Consider the following 22,225-nt stretch of genomic DNA (forward strand, 5'->3'; position numbering starts at 1 on the left):
ACGATGTCCGCGCGCGCCCGGCGGCCATCCGCGCAAACGGCGGATCTCGACGACAAGGCGCGCGACGCGCGCTACGCGAACCCGTTCGCGCCGCCCGACGAAGCCGAGGCCGCCGCCGGGGCCCGGCCGCGCTCGCTGTTCGGCGAGATTCTCGACTGGATGCTCGCGCCGCTGCTGCTGCTGTGGCCGATGAGCATCGCCGTCACGTACCTGGTCGCCAAGTCGATCGCGAACGGTCCGTTCGACCGCGCGCTCGAAGCCGACACGTACGTGCTCGCGCGCCAGATCCATCCGGTGAACGGCGTGGCGGAGCTGTCGCTGCCCGGTGTGATCCGCGACTTCCTGGGCAGCGACAACGTCGACAAGGTGTTCTATCAGGTGCTCGGCACGCGCGGCGAGCTGGTGGCGGGCGACCGCGACATGCCGCTGCCGCACGAGGAAGACCGGCCGCCGCCGGGGCTCGTCGAGTTTCGCGACGACATGCTGCGCGGCAACGACATCCGCATCGCGTACACGACCGTGGCGTTTCCGCGGACGCCCGGCGCGCAGCCGGTGCTGGTGCAGGTCGGCGAGACGCTCGACAAGCGCCGGCAGCTTGCGAACGACATCATCAAGGGCGTGATCCTGCCGCAGTTCGTCGTGCTGCCGCTCGCGATCCTGCTCGTGTGGTTCGGACTGTCGCGCGGCCTTGCGCCGCTGCACGCGCTGCAGGCGCACATCCGCGCACGGCGGCCGGACGACCTGTCGCCGCTCGAGGCCCGCCGCGCGCCGCCGGAAATCGAGCCGCTCGTCACGTCGTTCAACGACCTGCTCACGCGGCTCGAACAGAACATGGCGCTGCAAAAGCGCTTTATCGCCGATGCCGCTCACCAGATGAAAACGCCGCTTGCGGGGCTGCGCACCCAGGCGGAGCTCGCGCTGCGCGAACAGGTGCCGGCCGAGGTGCACCGCTCGCTCGAACAGATCGCGACGAGTTCGGAGCAGGCCGCGCGGCTCGTGACGCAACTGCTCGCGCTCGCGCGCGCGGAAAACCGGCTGTCGGGGCAGATTTTCGCGCCGGTCGAACTGACGGTGCTCGCGCGGGCGGCCGTGCGCGACTGGGTGCAGGCCGCGCTCGCGAAGCAGATGGATCTCGGCTACGAAGGGCCGGACGACGCGGTCGAACTGGACGCGAATGCGGTGATGCTGCGCGAAATGCTGTCGAACCTGATCGACAACGCGATCCGCTACACGCCCGCGGGCGGCCGCATTACGGTGCGCGTGCGGCCGGACCCGCAGGCCGGGCAGGTGCATCTCGAAGTGGAGGATACCGGCATCGGCATTCCGGCGGCGGAGCGGGAGCGCGTGGTCGAGCGGTTTTACCGGATCCTCGGCCGCGAGGGCGACGGCAGCGGGCTCGGACTCGCAATCGTGCGCGAAATCGTGACGATGCACGGCGGCACGCTGACGCTCGACGACAACGTTTATCAGCAGGCGCCGCGCCTTGCGGGCACGCTCGTACGGGTGAGTTTGCCGATGCGGGAGCGGGTGGACGAGGGGGCGGTTTGAACGCGCGGGCGGGCAATCAGGGCCGACGAGCGGCGCGCCCTGCTCCACCGGTCCCGCCTGTCGAAATTTGCCTGGACGGGGCTTGACAAGCGCGGCCTGCATCTCCATAATTCGCGTTCTTTCGGCGAATTAGCTCAGTCGGTTAGAGCGACGGAATCATAATCCGCAGGTCCGGGGTTCGAATCCCTGATTCGCCACCAGTTGTAGAAAGGCCGCTGTCCCGCAAGGGCAGCGGCCTTTTTGGTTTTGGCCGACGCCAGCGAACCGAACGTCCAGATCACTGATATAAATAAAGAATCCGGCCGCGCTTCATGCGTTGCCCGATGAATCGAACCTGCAGCGAAGTGCAAGTATGCGGGGCCACGCTGTCACCATGCCGCCGCTGAAAGAAGCCATGGCCGGCGCCCTTCCATGCGTCCGCCGAGGGGCCGCGCGAGCCGGATTCTCCGTGCGGTTAGCCCTCACCGCCGTCCTGCGCCGCATGGCAAAGTGTCTCCCCACACGAACGTTCAGGCCGCCCGGCTACTCATCGTCCCCAAAAGAACTGCCCCCATTACTACTCCCGTCCTCATCGCGGTAAAACACCCCGTCCTTCGTTGAAATAGTCGCCACCGAAAGAGATCGTTGTCCTTCAAGCGCATTTCCGTTCTCGTCGAACTCCAGCGTTGTCGTATGAAATCTCGCCGCGCGAACGGGAATGCGCAGCCTGTCAGACTCCTTCAGCAATATCCTCTCGCGCGCAATCGTACTGGCATCACGCCCGCCCCCCGGGCCAAACTGGCCGCCCACGATCATGAAAAAAAGCGGCCTGACCGCCATTCCTTCCATTTTGCCGGGCGTCCGCATTTGCGTAGACATGTGCGTCAGAACGTTCTCATCGCCACCGTCATGGTATTTCATCATGACGATTTCCCCCCTCTCATTTACGCCATACAACGTAATGCTGTGGCACGTGGCGACACCTTCCGTCGACAACGCTTCCCTGCCGGTTTTTATCGTGACATAAGGATATTCAACATCGGGAAGATCCGTGTCCGTGTCGATACTTCTGACGGTATAGCGACCGTAAAGCGATTCAAATTCCCGGTATGTACACTTGCCGATTCCACGTGCGTTGACCGTTAGATGGTACTTTTCGTCGAATTTTTCGCAATCCGAAATATCCTTATCCCGCTGGGTCACCAGATACTCGCTTGGCGATCCATAAGCGTCGGCATCCTGAAACGGAAACCGTGAATCCGTGCCAGGAATATATGCGCCATGCTCGTCATACGCGCCCGCCTTCATCAGCGGCGCCCCAATCAGTTTTCCGTCGTCGCGCGGCATCGCGGTAAAGCGCGCTGGCCCGCCGTTCGGGTTGACAACCAGGTAAGCGCCCGGTTTCCCGGGGTAGTCCTGCAGCATCGCCATCGTCGGCGGACCGTCGGGGTCCGTTATCGGGAAAACTTCGCGCCTGTTTGCCGTTCGCCATCGCTGAAAGATTGCCGCACGCAGCGCGGCGTTTTGCTCCGCCCGCGTCGCCGCCGGCCGCGCGCCGGCGGTGTCCTTTGATGCGTTGTCGGCGGACGCCAGAACAGCCGGCGCGGACGGCGCCTTGCACTTCACCGAAAGCGGCGCACGCGCCGCGGCGGCCTGAGCCGGACCCTGCGCCCCGGCGGAGGCCGGACGCGGTCCGAGTGCCGCCAGCGCGGCGCCCCCGCGAGCGAAGGCGGGGTCGCTCCCGCCGCCTTCGCCGGTCGTCTGTGGCGGCGATGCCCAATCCGCCTCCCGCTCCTCGGTCTCGCGTGCGAATGTCGAGAACCCGGAAACGTCATTGCTGCCCATAGCGCTCCACTCCCCCTCTGTGACGACGTGGGCCGATCATAACGGCCTCGTTTCGGCACCGCGGGGCGTGGCACGAAGCGGATGCTCAGGAGACGAAGCCTCATCCGTGCCGAGCGGCGTCGGTTCAGCCCAACGCCGCCGGCGTGGCGAGCGCACGAGGCCCGCCCTCCTCAAGGCGCGAGCAGCAACACCGTCACCTGACTCGGCACCGTCTGCACGCCTGGGCAGTTCGTCGTGTTCTGCAGCGTCACGCTGGTGAGCCGCGACGCCGGCATCCCGCCGACCAGCACCGAAAACGCGCCGGTCAGCGAGCGCGTCGGGCCCATCATCGTGCCCGAGGCGACGCCGCCCATCGCGCCCGCGTTGTCGCCGTTGCTCAGCGGCACGATCGTCGACAGGTTGTGCGCCGGCGTGCCCCCGAACAGCACGTTGTAGACCGCCGGCACCCCCATCATCCCCTCCGCCAGGTTGGGGTACGGCAGGGGCGTCGGGATCGGGCCGGCCGGCGACGGCACCGGCGTCAGGCAGACGTCCGGAAAGCCCATGTTCAGACCGCCCATCTGGGTATTGGCAAACATGATGTCCTCAGCCCATGTGGATCTGTTCGGCGTCGACCTTGACGAGTTCGTCGGCGGTCATCAGCGTGTTTTTCGCGTGCATCGACAGCGTATGCTTCGCCTCGTGATGAATCTGCGCGGCGTTCAGCTGCTCGATCTCGTCGATGCGCCGGTACGAGCGGCGCGCGCGCAGATGGTAGCGTTCGAGCACCGTGTCGAGGCTGCGGCCCACCAGCTTCATCCGCTCGACGCATCCGCGCAGCAGATCCCCGGTGAACGACAGGCTGTTGACCAGCACCTCCCCTTTGACCGCGCTGACATTCAGTCCGCCCGCAAGCAGTGCGATATCCGAAGCGGTTTCCATTCCGATGCCGTCGCGCGCGGTCAGCCTGAGGCGCCCGCCCGCCGCGCGGATTTCCGCATCGGCGGGCAGATCCAGCGTCGCGTGAGTGTCGCCGGTTCTGTCCAGCACGGCGAGCACGTATGTGTCGACGGTATCGGTCAGCACCAGAACCTTGTCGCCCTTCGCCGGTTCGAGCAGGCAGCTTGCCGCGCGCCGCGCGCGCAGCAGCCGGTCGGCGGTCCGCACGGACAGCGCGGCGCCGGCCTGCACGACCTCGCCGTACTGCTGCCGCAAGGTCTCGGGGGTAACGGATGCGGTGATCATGCTCGGTCTCCTTGTGCAATTCGGTTCAATGAGCGGCGGGGGCCCCGCCCTGGGCGCCCCTGAAGTCTTCGGCCGCGGCGAGTTCGCCGCTGGTTTCGCGGGCGCGCGCGCGGTTCGCGCCGAGCCCCTGCACACCGTCTTCCCGGACCCGGTGCAGGCATGCGTTGACGAGCGTCGCGTCCGTGAAATCGGCCGCGCTCAGGTCCGCGTGCGAGAAATCGCCGTCGTCGAGCCGCGCGCCCGCGAAGCGCGCGGCATGGCAGCGGGCTTTCGCGAACTGCGCCTGGTACAGATCGCAGCCGGACAGATCGGCCCGCGACACATCGGCTTCAATGAAGATCGCCTTCTGCAACACGGCGTCCTTCAGGACGGCTCGCTGCAGCACGGCCTGCGGAAACAGCGCATAGGGCGCGCGCACCTTGTCGAGTTGCGCGCCGGACAGATTCGCGCTCTTGAAGTTGGCCTGGGTCAGATCGGCGCCCGAGAAGCGCGCGCCGCTCAGATCGCATTCGGTAAACTGCGCGGCCGTGAGCACGAGGTCCGAAAAATCGACCCCGGCCAGCGCGGCGCGAAAGAAGTTCGGGTTGAAGCACTCGGCGCCGTCAAACAGCACGCCGTCGAACCGGTCGTCGAAGAACGTGGTCTGACGCAGTTTCGCGCGCGTAAAGCGCGCCTGCGTCAGCGTGCTCTCGATGAACGCGCTGCGCTCCAGCAACGCGGACGAAAAGTCCGCGCCCGCCAGATCGCAGGCACTCACGCGCGCCAGCGCGAGGTCCGCTTCGACGAATCGCGCGCCGGCCATCGCACACTCGACGAGCTTGACCGCCGCCATCTTCGCCGCCGCCAGCGTCGCGCCGGCCAGCCGGCAGCGATGCAGCACCGCGTGGCTCAGGCTCGCGCCCGCGAGGTTCGCATCGGAGAAATCGCAGCGGTCGAGCACAGCCTCGTCGAGCCGCGCGCCCGCGAGATTCGCGCCGCGAAACGACACCTCCTCCAGGATCGCGCCGCGCAGGTCGATACCGCCGAGCTCGGCGCCGGCACAGTCCGCCGCCTGGATCACGTCGCCGTCGAACGCGCGCGCCGCCAGTTCGTCTGCGGTCATTGCGTCGTCTCCTTCAATGAGGTGCGGCCCAGGTTCGCGCCGTCGAACAGCGTCTGCGCGTCGCGGCGCAGCTTCAGCAGATCGGCCATGTACAGGTTGCTGTTGCGTGCGTCGGCGCCGGCGAACTGGGCGTTTTGAAGCACCGCGCCGCGCAGGTCGATGCGCGCCATGCGGGCCTGCGTGAAATCGGTCTTGACCGCGCGCAACCCGACCGCGTCCGCGTCGTCCAGCACCGCCTGATGCAGGCTTGCTTCGGAGAGATCGGCGTCGTCGAGATGCGCGCCCGCGAGGTTGGCCTGGTCCATCGCGATGCCGCGCAGGTTCGCGCGACGCAGATCGGCACCGGCAAAGCTCGCCCCGTCGAGCCGACAGCCGCGCACGACCCGCAGGCCCACCAGATGCGCGCCGGAGAAGTCGGCCTTCACGGCCGAGCCGCCCAGCAACGTGGCGCCCGCGAGCTTCGCGCCGCACAGGCGCGCGCCGTCGAGTTGCGCATTCAGAAACAGCGCGCCTTCGAGGTTCGCGCCGCAGAGGTCGAGGCCGCGCAGGTCCATGCCCGGCTGCTCCTCCGGCGAGGCGGCCTCTTCGACACCCGAATCATCAGGCGTACTGAATACGTCGATGAACTTCAGTCCGGCCGCCGAGACGCGTGCGAGCGTGGCGCCGCCGAGCCGGGCGGAGCCAAGCGACGCGCCGTCCAGTTGCGCATCGCTCAGGTCGGCGTCGCGCAGGTTCGCTTCGTCGAGAATCGCGCGCGAAAAATTCGCACCGTGGGCGCGCACGCCGGCCATGTCCGCCTTGCCGAGGTTGGCGCCTGTCAGGTCGGCGCCGCTCAGATCGGCGCCGGCGAGCGCCGCGTGCGCCAGCAGCGCGCCGCCGAGGCGCGCGCCGGCCAGCCGCGCGCCGCCCAGTTGCGCGCTCTCCATCAGCGCATTCGAGAAGTCGGCCTTCGACAGATCGAGGCCGCTCAGGTCGGCGGCCGTGAGGTCCTGCCCCGCGAACGACACGCCGCGCGCAAGGCCCGCGACCACCTGCTCGCGCAGCGCCAGCGACTGCGCGCCGACTTCGGTCGGCGGAAAATGCTGCGCACCGCGCCGATATGTGTCGAGCGCGCTCTGCTCCGCCTGTTCGAGCCGCTGCATCAGCTTCGGGTCGGCCAGCAGGCGCGCGACGTCCGGACGGGTCCCGCCGGCGGCTTTCATCGCGGCATCGGTGGCTTGCAGCTTCGCGAGCATCTCCGCAGCCTTGAAGCGCGGTGACGCTTTAGGGCGGGTCATCGCGTCGTAATCGAGGCCCTGTTGCGCGCACAGCGCCCGCATCGCGCGCTCCGCCTCGACCTTCTTCGCGAGCGCGTCGGCGCGCGCCTGCGCGGTCGCGCGCTCGGCTTCGTCGAGGATCTGCGGCAACGCGTCCAGACGCGGCGCCGGCATCTCCGGCGGCAGCGTATGGGCCAGCGCCTTGTCGATTTCGCCCAGATCCGGCGGCGCAAGCTGAAGGCGGCGCGCGGTCTCCAGCAACTGCACCCGCTGCGCCGTCAACTGCTGTTTCGCGCGCGCCAGTTCCTTCTCCGCCTTGCGCCGCTGGTTCGCCGCCATGAACCCCTGGGGCTGGGGCGTGGCCGCGGTGTCGGCCATCCCGGCGCGCGCCGCGGCATGTTGCAGGGATGCGGGGAGCAGCGGCGCGTCATTCAGCGCATGCAACGAACCCCGACGCTTGTCGAGCCGCTGCGCGAGCACCGCCTCGTAGTGCGCGGCAGGCTTCGGCGCATCGCGCGACTCCAGGCCCGCGACGAGGTGCAGCACGCTCGATGCATCGTCGCTCGCAATGGCAAGCGTGCCGCGGAAGATCAACGCCATATGCGCGGCGTTCGGGAAGAGCCAGAGCGTCTCGGCATGCATCGGCACGTCGCGCAACACTGGCTCGCCACCGCTCGGCTCCGTGATGAAACAGCGCACCACGTAGCCCGGCAGTGCGGTGCGCTGGCTCGCCTGCAACGGATGCATGCCGTCGATTTCCACCGCCTCGTCGCCGCGCAGAAAACCCGGCAGCCACTGATCCGGCGGCGCCGTGTTGAAGATGCGCCAGTCCATGTCGGCCGCGAACCCCGGAAAACGCGTCTTGCGCCAGTGTTCGTCGTAGGTGCCGGCCTTCGCGGAACGCTGCGGCCAGCTGATGTCGATCGGCGCGAAGCCCGCCGGCTCCGGACGATCGTCGGCACGCGCCGCCGGCGCCGCCGGATCGACGACGTTCGGCAGCGGCCAGGGGCCGCCCTCCTGCTCGGGCGGCATCCCCTTGCCGAGCGGATTGCGCGCGAAGCCCGCGCCGCCGAACGCGTGGGCATAGCTGACGTCGAGTTGCGCGAACGGCGCGGGTTCGGACGCGATCCAGTCGTCGCGCGTGCGGCTCCAATGCCGCTCGCCGACCACCGTCAGCGTCTTTTCGCACGCGCCCACCTTGACCCGCACCGGCAGGCTCGCCACGGGCGTGCCGCCAGGCGCGTGGCAGCGGCCTGTCATCAGGAACTCGGCGCTCGTCTTCGGCATGCCGGCGTCGAGCGCGGCGTCCTTGCCGAGTTGCGCGCTCACGAACTTCCAGAGCGCCGGTTCGGACACAGGCTGCGCGGTGTCGGCAAACGGCAGCAGGATCACCCCGGTCACCGCCAGCCAGTCCTTGTCGCCATCGGGATAGGTCCGGTGGAGAATCGCGAGGTTGCCGGGCTTGATCGTTTTCATCGTCGGGCGCCGTTAGACAATGATGAACATCTGCGCACCCATCATGCCGAGGATCGAATCCGTGATGCTGGTGCCCACGTTACTCAGCATGGTGCCGATGCTCTTGTTCTGCAGCGTCCCGGTTTCACTCTTGATGCCGGCCTGAAGAATGATTCTGGCGGCCAGCGTGGTCTCGAGCACGATCGCAAGATTCTGCTGGGTGAAGATGCCGATATTCGCAATCGTGTTCACGCCGGCCATCAGCTGCCCGCGCTGGCCCAGGTACATCGCGTCGTTGTCGCCGCCATAGAGATTGAGGCATGAGCCGACGAAAACCTGCTTCGTATCCTGCAGGTTCGTCCAGTAGTGGGCGCCGAGGATCGTCGTATGCGATTCGCCGCCGATCGAGACGGTCGACGCGCCGTCGACCTTCAACGTGTAATTGCCGCCCGCGGTCGTGCTCCACGTGCCGGCAATATTGGCCGTGTAATTCGCGCTCGCATTCGCTTGCGCCGTGCCCGGATTGCCGGCCTCCAGCGAGTAACTCCCGTCGAGGCTCGTGTCGAAATTGCCCGACCCGTCAAGCGGAGCGCTGTTGCCCTGCGAAACGGCACCGGCCAGCACGACGACGTTCTGCGCGGTGGAAAGCTTGATCCCGTCACCCGTGCCGTCACCCGCCGCGGAATGCGCGGTTGCTTGCGCTGCCTGCGCCGGCGACCCCGCCTCCCCCGACGCGCCCGCGCCCGCCGCCGCGCCGATGCGGATGAACGAATCCGCGTGCGGCGTGGAGATCGACACGCTCTGGTGGTCCTGCGAGTCCTCCATCTGCAGACGGTTGCCGCCGTGCGTCTGGATCAGGCTCTGGCTCGAATTGGCGCTCGTCACCAGGTTCGGGTTCTCGGTGTTCGATACCGCGCCGATGATGACCGGCGCGTCCGGGTCGCCGTCGGCAAACGACAGCAGCACCTCCGCGCCCTTGTGCAGCGGAAAGTGCATCCCGTTCTTCGCGCCGGCATACGGCGACGCCATGCGCACGCGCGCCGAGCCCTTGTCCGCGGGCTTGTCCGTGCGATCGAACGGCAGTTGCACCTTGTACTGGCCGTACTCGTCGAGCTCCGCGTAACGGCCGTTGCCTTCGGCGTCGATCGTCGCGTTCAGCGTTCCGCCGATGCGCGGCTTCGGCGTCGCGCGCTCCGGGCGGAACTGCACGTCCGCCGGAATCGCGCGGAAGCTGCAGCGGTAAGCGATCTCCGCCTGCTTGCCGCCGCGCCCGTCGTCGACGCTCGCGAGCAGCGCGCCCGCTTGCGAACCCCGGTGATGAATCTCCGTCACGAGGTAGCGCGCGTTGAACGGCGCACGGAAGTGGCCATGCAGTTCCATGAAGTAACCGGCGCGCAACCCGACCGCCGTGGCCTTGCCCGAGAACACCGCGCCGCCGCACAGGATTTCCTGGGCGCGCAGCTTCGCGTAGTGCTGGCCTTCGGCCTCGTCGTGAAAATTTTCGCCGTGGTACATGACCTCGCCGACGCCGTCGGCGCTCACTTCATGGCGGCATTTGAGCTCGACGGCCGCCTTGCGATAGTTGAAGTCGCGCAGCACGACCTCGCGCGGCAGCGGCCGGTAGCGGCTCGCGAAGCTCTGCACCGCGTCGGGGACGAGCCCGCTGTCGTGACGGTCGTCGGGAAGGTAGGTCACCTTCAGCGCATCGGCGGGCTGCATCAGCTTGTCGTCGACGATCACCATCTTGTCGGCCGTGCCGTCGTGATCGAAGTAATAGTAGATGCCCTCCTTTTCCATCCAGCGCGAGATGAAATCGAGGTGCGACTCCTGGTACTGGCAGACGAAGCTGCGCGCGCGATAGTGGTCGATGAGCTTTTGCTCGACATCTTGCCCCTGATGCAGCCCGCCGTCCTTCAGCACGTTCGCGACGATCTCGGGAATCGACTGCTCGTGCAGGTAGACCTCCGAGATGCGCCACAGCGAAAGCCGCCACAGACGCGGCACCAGCACCGCCTGATAGAACACGTAGCCGTCCGCCTGGTGCAGTTGCTGGAACTCGGCCAGCATGCCGTGATAGGGCGTCGCGCTGCGGCCGTCGGGCGCGAAGATGCGCAGCGTGGCCGGATGGTCGAGCACGGTGCGGAAATCGATGTCGGGGTCGCGCGCAACGAGGGTCAACGTGAACCGGAACGGCCGGGAGAGCGCCTCGACACCCTCCAGTTCGATCACGGAGAAAGGTTGCTCGGCAAACGCGGCCGACGTGAAGTCGAACCGCAGATTGGCCTGTTCGCTGTCAGTCAAACTCATGAACCTGTCCTCCTGGGGTTCCGGGGGCATGGCTGCCGCGCGGCCGTGCCGGTGGTGCGCATCGTGCGCACCGGCATGCCGCTGGCGCGGCCCGTTGCAGCGGGCGCGCTGCGTCGCTTACGCTCACGCGTCACGGTCCGGTTGAACGAAGAGATCATGCGCCACGTCACGGAAAAGATGCCGCCATTCTGGCGAGGCCGTCTTGCCGCCACATTTCAGTCGCATTACGGATGAAACAGCGCACGACGCGCCGGTCGCCGCCGCGTGCGCGGCACGAAGAAGAACGCAGCCGGCGGCGCGCGCCGGGCTTGAAGCATGCGGACGGTGTTGTTCATGCAAGTGTTGCCCTCCGATCGAAGCGGAATCACTTGTTCTTTCTGAATGCGGGGCGCGCGAGCGCCCTTGCCCTTTGCGCGCGTCGCCGCAGGGGTCCGTGCCGGACCGGGGATGGGATCGTTCGCCGACGGCGCAGCGCTATCCTGCAGGCCCGCAGGATAGCAGCTTCGTCCGTCCGTGTGTCAGCGGGGGCCGGGGGGCAGGCCGATCGAAACCGCGGCAGCGTCGCTGTCGCGCGCCGCAGGATCGCGCGCGTTGACCCGCGGGGCCCATTGACGCCGCAGCAACACGACGGCGCTGGCCGCGCCGAGCATCAGGAATACGACAATCGCCCGCATCGGCAGCGTGTAGCTGCCGCCCAGATGAAGCAGCCAGCCCGACAGGCTCGCCGACACGCCGCCCGCGAGACTGGTCGCGACCTGCTGCAGTCCGGTGTTGAGACCGACGGCCGGTTTCGGAATGAGCGTAAGCTTGACGAGCGCAAGGTTGTTCGCGGTCACCAGACCCAGCAGCGAAAGCGACACGATGTTCCAGAACAGCGCGGTCTCCGGCGAATGCGCATTCGCGCCCAGCAGGACCGTGCTGCCGCCCGCAAACCCGGCGACGATGAACGCCTTGCGCACGCTCACCGCGTCGTGGCCGCGCGCGATCGCGCGGTCCGCGGCCCAGCCCGCGAGCGCCGCGACAATCGCGATGCCGGCGAAACTGAAGAACGTGTACAGCCCCGATTGCTTCAGCGAAAACCCGCGCTGCTCGACCAGATAGGCCGGCATCCAGGTCATGCTGTAGAACGCGAAGTAGCTGTAGCAGAAGTTGGTGATCAGACCGCCCCACACCACCGGACTGCGCAGGAGATTGGCGAGCGGCACCGTGGCCGCCCGCTGCCTGGCCGCGGCGAGCCCCGCCGGCGACGGGAAATCGTTGCGCAGCATCAGCAGCCACGGGATCAGCCAGACCAGCCCGGCAAGACCGGTGACGACGAACATCGTGCGCCACGAGTGCGTTGCGATCAGCCACGCCGCGAGCGGCGCGCCCAGCGCCGGCCCCATCTTGCCGCCGATCGAATAGATGCCGAGCGCGGTGCCCTTGCGGGTTTCGTCGAAGTGGTCCGCCAGGTAGCGATAGGTCGCCGGCACCACCACCGCCTCGGCGGCGCCGATCAGCAGGCGCATCACGATCAGCGCCGACAGCGCGGTCACCACGCCGGTCGCCGCCGCAGCAGCGCACCACAGCGCGAAGCAGATCGCGTAAGGCCATTTGACGCCGTAGCGATCGACGAGCCACCCCATCGGCACCTGCAGCAGCCCGTAGGACCAGAACATCGCCGAGCCGAGCCAGCCGCGCTCGACTTGCGTCAGCGCGAATTCGTGCACGAACGGCGGGTCCGCAAACGCGGCGGACATACTCGTGCGGTCCGCAAACGAAATCATCAGCCCGAGCGCCAGCAGCACGAGAATGCCCCAGCGATGCGCCGGCCGTGCCGCCTTCTGTCGCGTTGTCCCGTCCAATCCGTCTCCGGCTACGATTGACCGCTGTTAGCCACTATCGGCCGCCATCGACCGCCATCGACCGCCCTCGTTCGCCCTCGCATGCCCGCGGCGCATCTAGCCGAGGCTGCCGGTCACGTCGTCGAACAGCTCGTCCACCGTCAGCCGGCGCGGGATGATCTTCTGGTCGAGCGCCCAGTCGATCGCGAGCTGGATGCCCTTGCGGTTCGCCTCCAGCCCGAGCGGCGGAAACACCGCCGGCACGCCCTGCGCGAGCGAGCGGCTTGCGGCGATCATCCGGTACAGCTCGCGCACGATATCCGGGCGCTGCTTCGACACGTTCTCGTGCACCACGAACATGTGATTGATCGGCACGACGCCCTCGCGCGCGAACCAGTCGCGCGCCGCGTTCTGCGCGTCGGGCACCAGCGTGCGCACGCGCTCGTCCTTCGGCATGTCCTCGCCGAGCAGCGCGGCCGCCAGTTCGCCGTCGAGCATCATCTGCGGAATCGACGAGCCCGCCGGCAGGCGCTCGCAGTTCCGCGGATCGCCGTACTCGGCCAGGTGCCCGTCGCCGAGCGTCATCCACGTGACCTTGTCGAGGTCCACGCCGTACTCGTGGCGCAGAATCCCGCGAATCCACAGCGCGGTGGTCTGCGTGTAGGTGCGCACGCCCACCCGCTTGCCTTCGATGTCCTTCGGCGCGAGCGCGCCGAAATCGATGTTGTAGCCCGCGCAATGATGCTGGAAGCGTCCCGAGATCGGCGCCGGCAGCAGCACATAGGGCTTGCCGTATGCCTTCGCCTGCAGGAACGTGACGATCGCGAGCTCGCCCGCATCGAACGCGCTCTCGCGCACCATCGCCTTGAAGCCGTTGTGCGCCGGATTGGGCCCGCAATAGTCGAGCGCAACGAGGTCGGACGTCACGCGCCCGTCCCGCATCGCCTTCGTCACCGCATACTCGGCCAGGTTGGTGCGCAGCGTCGGCACTCCGCTCAGCGTCGTCGTTGTCATGGATGTGATTCCTTCTCGTTGAATCGGGTCAAACGGATTCTGGTCAAACGGATGACAGCCGTACTTCGATCAGGCACGGTCCCGGCTCGCGAACCGAGCGGACCAGCGCCGCGTGAAAATCTTCCGCCGTCTCTACGGCCACCGCCGGCACGCCCATGCTGCGGCCCATCGCCAGCCAGTCGATGCGCGGCCGGTCGATGTCGATCATCGACAGCGCGCGTTCGCCCGGCGTGCCCGCGCCCATGTTCGCGTACTCGGCCTTCAGGATGGCGTAGCTGTTGTTGGCGAAGATGATCGTCGTGACGTTCAGCCCCTCGCGCGCCTGGGTCCAGAGCGACTGGATCGTGTACATCGCGCTGCCGTCGCCCACCATGCAGAACACGCGGCGCGCCGGGCACGCGAGCGCCGCGCCGGTGGCCACCGGCGTCGCATAGCCGATCGAGCCGCCCATGTTGTTGATGAGGTCGTGCGGCAGCGCGCCCATCGTGAGGCCCATCGACTCGCGCCCCGTCGTGAGCGACTCGTCGACGACGATGCACTGCTCCGGCAACGCCGCCGCAAGCGCGTGCGCAATGCTGAGCGGATTCAGCGCGCCGCTCGGCGCGGCCGTCTCGATGCGCGGCTGCGCGAGCGGCGCGGTGCCGGCCGCGCCAAGCGCCTGCAGCAGCATGTCGAAAGCGAGCTCGCTGTCCTCGTCCGCCTCGACGAGCGTGTGCACGAGCGTGCCTTCCGTCTTCAGCAGGCTCGGCTTGTCCGGGTACGCGAAGAACGCAACCGGCTCGCGCGTCTCGACCGTGACGATGTGCCGGAAGCCGTTCAGGAACGCCGTGGCCTGCGCGACCGCGTACGGAATGCGCGCAAGCGGCACGCGCCCCGCGCCGCGCTCGATGCGCGCGGTGAAGAACTGCGAGCCCAGTTGCGCGCCGGTCGCCGCCGCCACGCGCCCTGCCTTGTCGAGCGCCGCGCCGCGGGTCGCCTTGTTCGCGAGGATGATCAGCGCCGGCTCGCCCGAGCGCAGCACGCGCGCCACGTGCTCGATGCGCGCCGCGTCCGGCGCCTTGCGCGCCGCCGCGACCGGCGGCGGCAGTGCCGGTGCGGCGCCGGCCTGCTGCCAGGACGTGTCGCCCGGCAGGATCAGCGTCGCGATCTGCCCCGGATGGCCGCTTGCGCGCGCCACCGCCTGCGCGGTGTCCCACTCGATCGTGTCCGCGCCCTCGGCGCGGCGCACCCAGTGGCTCAGCGGCCGCGCGAGACCCTCGATATCGGAGGTGAGCGGCGGATCGTACTTCAGGTGCGACATCGAATGCTCGCCGACGACGTTCACCATCCCCGACGACGCGCGCTTCGCGTTGTGGATGTTCGCGAGCCCGTTGGCGAGCCCCGGCCCGAGGTGCAGCAGCGTCGACGCGGGCGTGTCCTTCATCCGGAACCAGCCGTCCGCGGCGCCGGTCGCCACGCCCTCGAACAGGCACAGCACGCTGCGCATGCGCGGATGGCCGCCGAGCGCCGCGAGAAAATGCATCTCGGACGTGCCGGGATTCGCGAAGCAGATGTCGACGCCCCGCTCGACCAGCGTCGCAACGAGGCTTTCCGCGCCGTTCATCAGTAGCCCGCCATGTCGCGTGCGAGACCGACCACGCCGTAGGTGCGCTGCGGCGCCGACATCAGGAAGCGATACCCTTCTTCCTGCAGCCGCCGGTGGTTCTTCGCGCTCACATGCGGATGGCCGACGACCACGTCGTGCTTGCGGCAGGTCTCGACGATGCGGCGCATCGCATCGATCACCTCGGGATGTTCGTACTCGCGCGGACAACCCAGCTGCTGGCTCAGATCGCCCTCGCCGATCAGGATGAAGCCGATGCCGGGCACGTTCGCGAGGATGTCGTCGAGGTTCTCGATCGCCTCGATGCTCTCGCACATCAGGCCGACGAGAATTTCGCCGTGCGGCGCGAGCGGCCACACGTCGGCCTTCGTGTAGTAGTCGGCCATCGACAGGCCCCAGTAGCGCGCCGCGTTGGCCGGACCGTCGCCGCGGATGCCCTTCGGCTCGTACAGCGGCGCGCTTTTCGGGCGCGCGTAGCGGCACGAGGCCACCGCGTTGTACGCCTGCTCGACGGTCGCCACGTGCGGCCAGATCACGCCATAGGCACCGCGATCGAGCACCTGCTTCGCGAAGCTCTGGTTCATCTCGACGCCGTTGGCGGGAATGCGCGCGAGCGGCGTCACCTTCGCCGCGACCGACGCGGACTCGGCGATCTGCTTGCGGCTCAGCAGGTACTGCAGCGCATCGCCGAGCGCGCTCACGTCGTACGGGTTGTGCTCCATCTCGAACACGAGGCCGTCATACGGCGCATCGCTCATCTCGATGGCGGTCTGCTTGTCGAGCTTCGCGAAAGCCGCGTGCGCGGCCATCCCGGATTCGAAAGCGCGGATGATGCTGTTCAGGCGGGTAGACATGAGGATCTCTCTTTCTCGATGCGCGCGCCGCATCCGTGATGCGCGCGCGCCTGGCTTGATTCGGTTGTCAGCGCAACGATGGATACAGCCGCTCGGCGGTCTTGCCGAAAATCCACGCACGCGCGTCGTCGTCGAGACACGCGAGTCCCTCGCCGGCCGCCGCGAGAATCGCCTTGAGCGTGCCCGGCGAGGTCGGGAAGTTCGAGCCCCACGCCATGCGCTGCGCGCCGAAGGCCTCGACGACGCGCGGGAAGAACGTGTCGGCGCTCGCCTTCTCCTTCCGCACGTCGCCGAAAATGCGCGGCGTGAGCTTCAGGTAAAGGTTCGGCAGATCGGCGAGCGCGAAAAGACCCGCCGCATTCGCGTACGGCGGCCCGTCGAGCACGTCCGGACGGGCGAGGTGGTCGAGGACGATGTTCACGCCCGGAAACTTCTCCGCCAGCATCCGTACCTGCGGCAAACCGATCGGCCCGGTCTGGATGCACATCGGCAGCTTCAGCTCGGCCAGCATCGCCCAGGCCCTGAACGACTTCGGGTTGTCGAGCTCGCGCGGATCGAAGTCCTTCGTCGAGCCGCCGGTGAAGATGCGCAGGCCGACGAGTCCCTGGTCCGCCCATGCGCGGATCACCGCGGGCACGTCGTCGGCCAGCATGTCGACCGAGCCGACCGCGGCGAGCCGGTCCCTGTAGCGGTTGCAGCTATCGACCACGTAGCGGTTGTCGAAGCCGTACGTCGTCGACGAGTGCACGACAGCCGCCTTCGCGACGCCGGCCTCGTCCATCGCCTGGATCAGCGCCTCGACGGTGTTGGGCCGCTCCTGCGACCAGTCCGAACGCTTGCCGAACAGCGGCGCGGGCGGATAGCGCGTCTCGTCGTCCGAGATGATGTGAGGATGAATGTCGATAAAGTTCATGATGTCCGTCCAGCCCGTCGCGGCCTTACAGGCCCCGGGCCTTGAGATGCTGGTCGAGGCGCGGATAGACGCGGCGTGCGTTGCCTTCGAAGATCGCGTGGCGGTCCGCGTCGCTCAGCGCCGCGCACGCATCGACGTAGCGCTTCGTGTCGTCGAAGTATTCGCCCGTGTCCGGATCGCGGCCGCGCACCGCGCCGATCATTTCGGAGCCGAACAGCACGTTGCTCGTGGGCACGACCTTCGTCAGCAGCTCGACGCCCGGATGATGGTAGACGCAGGTGTCGAAGAAGATGTTGTCGAGCAGCCCTTCGAGCGGACGCTTCGCGATCTCCAGCGACATGCCGCGATAGCGGCCCCAGTGATAAGGCACCGCGCCGCCGCCGTGCGGAATGATCAGGCGCAGCGTCGGGAAGTCCCTGAAGACGTCGCCCTGCAGCAGCTGCATGAACACCGACGTATCCGCGTTCAGGTAGTGCGCGCCGGTGCCGTGATGGCACGGGTTGCACGAGGCCGCGACGTGAATCATCGCCGGCACGTCGAGCTCGCACAGCGCTTCGTAGAGCGGATACCACTCGCGATCCGTCATCGGCTTGCCGGTCCAGTAGCCGCCGCTCGGATCCGGGTTCAGGTTGCAGCCGACAAAGCCCATCTGCTCGATGCAACGGCGCAGTTCGGGAATCGAATTCTTCGGCGGCGCGAGCGGCGATTGCGGCAACTGGCACACCGGCACGAAGTTATCCGGGTAGAGGTCGCACACGCGGCGCACGAGGTCGTTCGACACTTCCGCCCATTCGAGGCTCGTGCGTTCGTTGCCGAGGTGGTGGCTCATCAGGCCGGCGATCGGCGAGAACAGCGTGAGGTCGCCGCCGCGCTCTTTCTGCAGACGCAACTGGCCGTTGCCGACGCCCTCGCGAATCTCGTCGTCGCTCACATGCGCGCCGGCGCGCGGCGGCGCGCTGGCGGGATCGTTCGCGCTTTCGATCTGCCTCGCCCGCCAGTCGCGAAACGAGGCCGGGACGGTCGTAAAGTGTCCGTGGCAATCGATGATCATGATTGACTTCCTTGCGGGATTCAGACGCGGGGATCGACGAACAGCTCGCTCATGGACATGCGCCGCGGCGTCAGGCCCTGCCGGAATGCGGTGGCTTCGAGCGCTTCGATGGTCTTGCGGTTCTCCTCGATGCCGTACGGCAGCGGGTCGTTGCCGACGATCTCGCGCAGCTTCAGGTACTTCCTGTCACCGTTGCTCGTCGCTTCGCCCGCGTCGAGCTTCACGAGCCATTCCTGCTTCGCCTGCGCGAACGCGTCGTAGATCGACTTCGCGATCCACGGATGCTCGGCGAGCACCGCATCCTTGACGACGATCGTGCCGTGCATCGGATAGACGCCGGTGCGCGCGTAGTACTCCGCTTCCAGTTCGGCTGCGTTCGGGAACAGATCGGGATAGTCGGCCTCGACCTCTTTCCAGCCGCCCGTCGGGTCGCCGGTGCGGCCGATGCCCGCGTTGGCGCCGAAACCGGCGGACAGTTCGCCCCTCGCCATCATGTCCGCGAGCGAGCTGTCGGCGGGTGCGTGCATCACGTTCGGCGGCAACTGCAGTTGCGTGACGTGCTCTTCGTCGTCGACCACCCAGGTCACCTTCGACGAATCGAGACCGAACTCGTCGATCAGCACCTGGCGGGTCCACACGCCGGTTGTCACCGAGTACGCGCGCACGCCGACCTTCTTGCCTTCCAGATCCTTCGGCGTCCGGATGCCGGCGTCGGGGCGCACCAGCAGCCCCGCGTGGTGGAAGCGGCGCACGACGAAGACCGGCAGGCCGATGAACGGCGCACCGTAGGCACGCGCGATGATGTAGGTGGTCGGCGCCAGCTCGCAGACGTCGAACTCGACGTCGCGCACCATGCGGCGAAACGCGCCGATCTGCGGCTTCACCGTGACGAACTCGGCGTCCACGCCCTCGATGGGAATGGCGCCGCTGCGAATGGCGGATGTATGCGGATGCTCGGCGATCGCAATCTTGAGCGGGACTTTCCTGGCCAACTTTGCCTCCTGATGAATGGGACAGTCCGCTTGACCCGGCTCCGTTCATCGCTTCGCGGCGAGTGCGGACAGGGGGTGCGGCTGTGCAGGTGATCTCGTTGACGACATGATGTTTCGGACCTCGATCCGCGTCTATTGAAATAAGCCGCAGCCGTGTTAACCGTTCGGTAAAGCCCCTGGCGCGCGGCGCTTCGCATGCGTGCAGCCCGGCACCCGGCGCCACGTGTCGAAACCGCGCTCGCGCGGCGGCGAGCGCGCGGTCGAGACCGGCGATGCCCGCGTGCGCGACCCGGCCGATCACCTCGCCGGTCGCCAGATTCAGCACGTCGATCGAGCGGCCGCTGGCCGCGCCGCACCATGCACCGTCAATCAGCAGTCGCGTATCCGCGTCAGTCATGTGGGTCATCGAGACCCTCCTGGTCCGCTCCAAAAGAAAAAGCGCTTCCTGTCGAGCGTGGAAGCGCCAGACGGCCCGCAGCCGTCACGATTCAGGATGCGATGCGCGGCCGGAGGACCGCGGCGCGCGGCGCGCTCAGCCCTTGGGGGGCAGCGCGTGCAGGCTCATCGCGAGCGACACCGACGTGAAATAGCCGATGACGACAAGCAGCTCGGCTATCGCCGCGCGCCCCAGCTCCGCGTCGTAACGCGCGAAGCGCGCGTCGTCGATCACGCCGCCGGCCAGGATGTCGCAGACCGCCTCGCAAACCACGCCGATCCGCCCGGCGCCCCCGTCCGGCTGCCGCTCTTCGAGGATCGCGGCCACCACCGCCTCCGGCAAGCCGGCCTTCAGCGCGTGCTTGCGGTGGTTCGCGATCACATACTGCGCGTTCCAGAAGACGGCCGTCGACAGGATCGCCACTTCGCACTCCGCTTCGCTCAGCACCGGCGAGTGGTCGATGTGCGTGCCGATGATCTCCATGCCGTCCGCCAGCTGCGGATTGTGCAGCCACACGTTGAACGGCGTGGGAATTCGTCCCCGTCCTGCGCCGAGGCGGGCGATCACCTGCTTTTGCGCATCGCTCGCCTGCTCCGGGTCGATGCGTTTGAGTCGGTCGTCGTTCATGCTGTTTCCTTCGGATGAAAAAGCGCCGAATCCGGCGCCCGCGCGCGGCGCGGCGAGCGGGCCCGGCTGCGTGAATGAAAAGTTATTCGGGGGCAGCACGCAGCGCGCACCGCGCCGCCCTCAGATGCCGGCCGCCGCGAGCGCCGGAAACCACTGCCCCACGACGCAGGCCGGCCACGGAATCGGGATGATCCGGTCGAACACCACGTACACCAGCGCCGTCACGCAGCACGCGAGAATCAGACTGAGCCGCCAGCGCTCGCGCCCTTCGACACGCATGAACGCGACCATCATCAGCGGCACGGTCGGGATCATGCCGATCACCGCCATGCAGGCGAGAAACGCGAGGAACCAGCCGAAAAAGCGCGCCGCCCGCAGCAGCACCACCTTGTCCGGCAACGCTTCGCCCTGCACGCTCGCCATGTCCATGTGAATGCCGCCGGCGTGCGCGCCCCCCGGCGCGGGCGATGCGGCAAAGACCTTGTAGGCGAGACTCGTCGTGCCGGCCACGACGAGAATGCCCGCGACCACCGTCGGGCCGACCCGCGCCATGAAAATCCAGCGCTGCGCGCTCACCAGCATATACATCCCCACACCGATGAAGAACACGTACGCGAGGTCTTCGAACCCGAGCGCGATCTTTCCGCTCGGCCTCAGCCGCGCGAGCCCGCCGCTGCGGACGAGTTGCGCGAGCGGACGCAGGAAGACCAGCCCCGCCAGCACCAGCAGCACCAGCACCACCGGACGCGTGAGCCAGTCCGCGCCGTAGCGCATGATGGAAATCGACATGTAGCGCTCCATCAGCACGCCGAGCACCAGGCCGAGAATGAGCGGCGGACGCGCCCATTTCAGCCGCTTCATGCTCCAGCCGATCAGCCCGGAAACCAGCAGCACGATCATGTCGCCCCAACTGTGCGAGCCCTGGAACGCGCCGACATAGATGATCGGCATGATGACCGGCAGGATCAGCGTATAGCGCAGCGTCGAGATCTTTGCGAACTGCCCGCTCAACAGGAAACACAGACCCGCGCCGAAGATATTCGCGAGCGCGATGGACCAGACCATCGAATACGTCAGATCCAGGTGCTTCGTCAGCATGTCGGGGCCCGGGATGAACCCGTGCACCATCATCGCGCTGAGCAGGATGGCCTGGGCCGCGCCGCCCGGCACGCCGAACGACAGCATCGGCACGAGGCTGCCGCCTTCCCGTGCGTTATTGGCCGCCTCCGGCGCGATGACGCCGCGCACGTCGCCGGTGGTGAACGATTCGCGTGCGCCCTTCGAGGTGTGCAGCGCGTGGCCGTAGGCGATCCAGTCCGTCACCGCGCCGGTAATGCCCGGAATGGCGCCGAGCACCGCGCCCAGCCCGCCGCAGCGAACCACGAGAAACCAGTTGCGCAGGCTGTCGACGACGCCCTGCCGCATGCCGTGGCGCGCGCCGGGCGGGATCCGCTCGGCGATCGCGGTGCGCCGGATCGCGAGTTCGCACAACTCAGGCAGCGCAAACATGCCGAGGATGACCGGCACCTTCGGAATGCCGTCCTGCAGATACAGCAGATCGCCGGTCCAGCGCGTCTGACCGGTCACGACATGGGTGCCGACCATACCGATCAGGATTCCGAAGCAGGCAACGACGATTCCTTTCAGCGGCGCATTGCCCGACAGCGCGGACACCATCGAGATGCCGAAGATCGTCAGCCCCAGCATCTCGGGCGTGCCGATCGACAACACGAACGGCCGCACCAGCGGCAGCGAGATCGCGAGGATGACCGCGCCGATCAGCCCGCCCAGCAACGAGGACGTGTAGCACGCGCTCAGCGCGCGCGACGCTTCGCCGCGCCGCGTCATCGGCAGGCCGTCGAGCACCGTCGCCTGCGAGGCCGCGTGTCCCGGCACGCCGAAGAGCACCGCCGGAATCACGTCCGAGGTCGTGATCACCGACGCCATGCCGAGCAGCATCGCGAACGCGGCGTACGGATCCATCGTATAGGTGAACGGCACCAGCAGCGCAAAGCCCGTCAGTCCGCCGATGCCGGGCAGCAGCCCGATCGCGAGCCCGATCAGCACGCCGAACCAGAGAAAGACCAGGCGGTTGAATTGCAAGATGATCGACAGCGCGTGCCCGGCCGCCGACAACGTTGCATGGTTGATGAGATCCATAAGTCGTCCTGATGAGCGATCCACACCGGCACGCCC

16 protein-coding genes, 1 tRNA gene and 1 pseudogene are annotated in these 22,225 nt (G+C 67.6%); 2 read left to right on the forward strand and 16 right to left on the reverse strand.

Annotation, left to right across the window (positions count from 1 at the left end; genetic code table 11):
* Positions 1-3 precede the first annotated feature (3 nt).
* The gene (locus AC3AP7_RS13675; RefSeq protein ID WP_475762124.1) at positions 4-1,548 is read left to right on the forward strand and encodes a sensor histidine kinase; all 1,545 of its coding nucleotides are present in this window, start codon (positions 4-6) and stop codon (positions 1,546-1,548) included.
* 123 nt (positions 1,549-1,671) lie between these two features.
* Positions 1,672-1,748, forward strand: a tRNA-Met gene (locus tag AC3AP7_RS13680).
* Between the two features lie 322 nt (positions 1,749-2,070).
* On the opposite strand, the gene AC3AP7_RS13685 is transcribed toward AC3AP7_RS13680, so the two are convergent.
* The 16 genes and pseudogenes from AC3AP7_RS13685 to AC3AP7_RS13760 all read right to left on the reverse strand — a co-directional run bounded on the left by AC3AP7_RS13685 (position 2,071) and on the right by AC3AP7_RS13760 (position 22,189).
* Positions 2,071-3,372, reverse strand: a complete 1,302-nt coding sequence (locus AC3AP7_RS13685) for a hypothetical protein (RefSeq protein WP_475762121.1) — start codon at positions 3,370-3,372, stop codon at positions 2,071-2,073.
* Between the two features lie 170 nt (positions 3,373-3,542).
* Positions 3,543-3,950: a DUF4150 domain-containing protein gene (locus tag AC3AP7_RS13690; RefSeq protein WP_475762119.1), complete on the reverse strand. Its 408-nt coding sequence runs from the start codon at positions 3,948-3,950 to the stop codon at positions 3,543-3,545.
* A gap of 7 nt (positions 3,951-3,957) precedes the next feature.
* Positions 3,958-4,596 carry a DUF3540 domain-containing protein gene (locus AC3AP7_RS13695; RefSeq protein ID WP_475762117.1) on the reverse strand — a complete coding sequence of 213 codons (639 nt, stop codon included), beginning with the start codon at positions 4,594-4,596 and terminating at the stop codon, positions 3,958-3,960.
* 25 nt (positions 4,597-4,621) lie between these two features.
* Positions 4,622-5,698: a pentapeptide repeat-containing protein gene (locus AC3AP7_RS13700; protein WP_475762115.1), complete on the reverse strand. Its 1,077-nt coding sequence runs from the start codon at positions 5,696-5,698 to the stop codon at positions 4,622-4,624.
* Positions 5,695-8,430, reverse strand: a complete 2,736-nt coding sequence (locus tag AC3AP7_RS13705; RefSeq protein WP_475762113.1) for a DUF2169 family type VI secretion system accessory protein — start codon at positions 8,428-8,430, stop codon at positions 5,695-5,697. Before AC3AP7_RS13705 ends, AC3AP7_RS13700 begins: the two co-directional genes overlap by 4 nt.
* Positions 8,431-8,442: 12 nt before the next feature.
* Positions 8,443-10,716: a type VI secretion system Vgr family protein gene (locus tag AC3AP7_RS13710; protein ID WP_475762111.1), complete on the reverse strand. Its 2,274-nt coding sequence runs from the start codon at positions 10,714-10,716 to the stop codon at positions 8,443-8,445.
* A 518-nt stretch (positions 10,717-11,234) separates the two neighbouring features.
* Positions 11,235-12,560, reverse strand: a complete 1,326-nt coding sequence (locus tag AC3AP7_RS13715) for an MFS transporter (RefSeq protein ID WP_475762109.1) — start codon at positions 12,558-12,560, stop codon at positions 11,235-11,237.
* A gap of 96 nt (positions 12,561-12,656) precedes the next feature.
* Positions 12,657-13,553 carry a phosphate ABC transporter substrate-binding protein gene (locus AC3AP7_RS13720; RefSeq protein WP_475762107.1) on the reverse strand — a complete coding sequence of 299 codons (897 nt, stop codon included), beginning with the start codon at positions 13,551-13,553 and terminating at the stop codon, positions 12,657-12,659.
* 43 nt (positions 13,554-13,596) lie between these two features.
* The gene (locus tag AC3AP7_RS13725) at positions 13,597-15,156 is read right to left on the reverse strand and encodes an acetolactate synthase large subunit (RefSeq protein WP_475762105.1); all 1,560 of its coding nucleotides are present in this window, start codon (positions 15,154-15,156) and stop codon (positions 13,597-13,599) included.
* Entirely contained in the window at positions 15,156-16,010 is an 855-nt protein-coding gene (locus AC3AP7_RS13730; protein WP_475762103.1) for an HpcH/HpaI aldolase family protein, read from the reverse strand. The genes AC3AP7_RS13725 and AC3AP7_RS13730 overlap by 1 nt, the downstream gene beginning before the upstream one ends.
* A 67-nt stretch (positions 16,011-16,077) precedes the next feature.
* Positions 16,078-16,923 carry an amidohydrolase family protein gene (locus AC3AP7_RS13735; RefSeq protein ID WP_475762101.1) on the reverse strand — a complete coding sequence of 282 codons (846 nt, stop codon included), beginning with the start codon at positions 16,921-16,923 and terminating at the stop codon, positions 16,078-16,080.
* A 25-nt stretch (positions 16,924-16,948) separates the two neighbouring features.
* Positions 16,949-17,974, reverse strand: coding sequence for an amidohydrolase family protein (locus tag AC3AP7_RS13740; RefSeq protein WP_475762099.1), 1,026 nt, complete (start codon positions 17,972-17,974; stop codon positions 16,949-16,951).
* 20 nt (positions 17,975-17,994) lie between these two features.
* On the reverse strand, positions 17,995-18,966 hold the full coding sequence (locus AC3AP7_RS13745; RefSeq protein WP_475762097.1) for an ABC transporter substrate-binding protein: 972 nt from the start codon (positions 18,964-18,966) through the stop codon (positions 17,995-17,997).
* A gap of 207 nt (positions 18,967-19,173) precedes the next feature.
* Positions 19,174-19,372, reverse strand: a pseudogene (locus tag AC3AP7_RS13750) (aldehyde dehydrogenase family protein); the annotation flags it as partial.
* Positions 19,373-19,498: 126 nt separating this feature from the next.
* The gene (locus AC3AP7_RS13755; protein WP_475762095.1) at positions 19,499-20,029 is read right to left on the reverse strand and encodes a carboxymuconolactone decarboxylase family protein; all 531 of its coding nucleotides are present in this window, start codon (positions 20,027-20,029) and stop codon (positions 19,499-19,501) included.
* Positions 20,030-20,149: 120 nt separating this feature from the next.
* Positions 20,150-22,189 carry a tripartite tricarboxylate transporter permease gene (locus AC3AP7_RS13760; RefSeq protein WP_475762093.1) on the reverse strand — a complete coding sequence of 680 codons (2,040 nt, stop codon included), beginning with the start codon at positions 22,187-22,189 and terminating at the stop codon, positions 20,150-20,152.
* Positions 22,190-22,225: the final 36 nt, after the last annotated feature.

The sequence above is a fragment of the Paraburkholderia sp. PAMB 6770 genome (assembly GCF_057748135.1).

What these genes read in the sequence shown, in the direction of transcription:
- AC3AP7_RS13675 (WP_475762124.1), top strand. Translation starts at nt 4, where the DNA reads ATGTCCGCGCGCGCCCGGCGGCCATCCGCGCAAACGGCGGATCTCGAC.
- AC3AP7_RS13685 (WP_475762121.1), bottom strand. Translation starts at nt 3,372, where the DNA reads ATGGGCAGCAATGACGTTTCCGGGTTCTCGACATTCGCACGCGAGACC.
- AC3AP7_RS13690 (WP_475762119.1), bottom strand. Translation starts at nt 3,950, where the DNA reads ATGTTTGCCAATACCCAGATGGGCGGTCTGAACATGGGCTTTCCGGAC.
- AC3AP7_RS13695 (WP_475762117.1), bottom strand. Translation starts at nt 4,596, where the DNA reads ATGATCACCGCATCCGTTACCCCCGAGACCTTGCGGCAGCAGTACGGC.
- AC3AP7_RS13700 (WP_475762115.1), bottom strand. Translation starts at nt 5,698, where the DNA reads ATGACCGCAGACGAACTGGCGGCGCGCGCGTTCGACGGCGACGTGATC.
- AC3AP7_RS13705 (WP_475762113.1), bottom strand. Translation starts at nt 8,430, where the DNA reads ATGAAAACGATCAAGCCCGGCAACCTCGCGATTCTCCACCGGACCTAT.
- AC3AP7_RS13710 (WP_475762111.1), bottom strand. Translation starts at nt 10,716, where the DNA reads ATGAGTTTGACTGACAGCGAACAGGCCAATCTGCGGTTCGACTTCACG.
- AC3AP7_RS13720 (WP_475762107.1), bottom strand. Translation starts at nt 13,553, where the DNA reads ATGACAACGACGACGCTGAGCGGAGTGCCGACGCTGCGCACCAACCTG.
- AC3AP7_RS13725 (WP_475762105.1), bottom strand. Translation starts at nt 15,156, where the DNA reads ATGAACGGCGCGGAAAGCCTCGTTGCGACGCTGGTCGAGCGGGGCGTC.
- AC3AP7_RS13730 (WP_475762103.1), bottom strand. Translation starts at nt 16,010, where the DNA reads ATGTCTACCCGCCTGAACAGCATCATCCGCGCTTTCGAATCCGGGATG.
- AC3AP7_RS13735 (WP_475762101.1), bottom strand. Translation starts at nt 16,923, where the DNA reads ATGAACTTTATCGACATTCATCCTCACATCATCTCGGACGACGAGACG.
- AC3AP7_RS13740 (WP_475762099.1), bottom strand. Translation starts at nt 17,974, where the DNA reads ATGATCATCGATTGCCACGGACACTTTACGACCGTCCCGGCCTCGTTT.
- AC3AP7_RS13755 (WP_475762095.1), bottom strand. Translation starts at nt 20,029, where the DNA reads ATGAACGACGACCGACTCAAACGCATCGACCCGGAGCAGGCGAGCGAT.
- AC3AP7_RS13760 (WP_475762093.1), bottom strand. Translation starts at nt 22,189, where the DNA reads ATGGATCTCATCAACCATGCAACGTTGTCGGCGGCCGGGCACGCGCTG.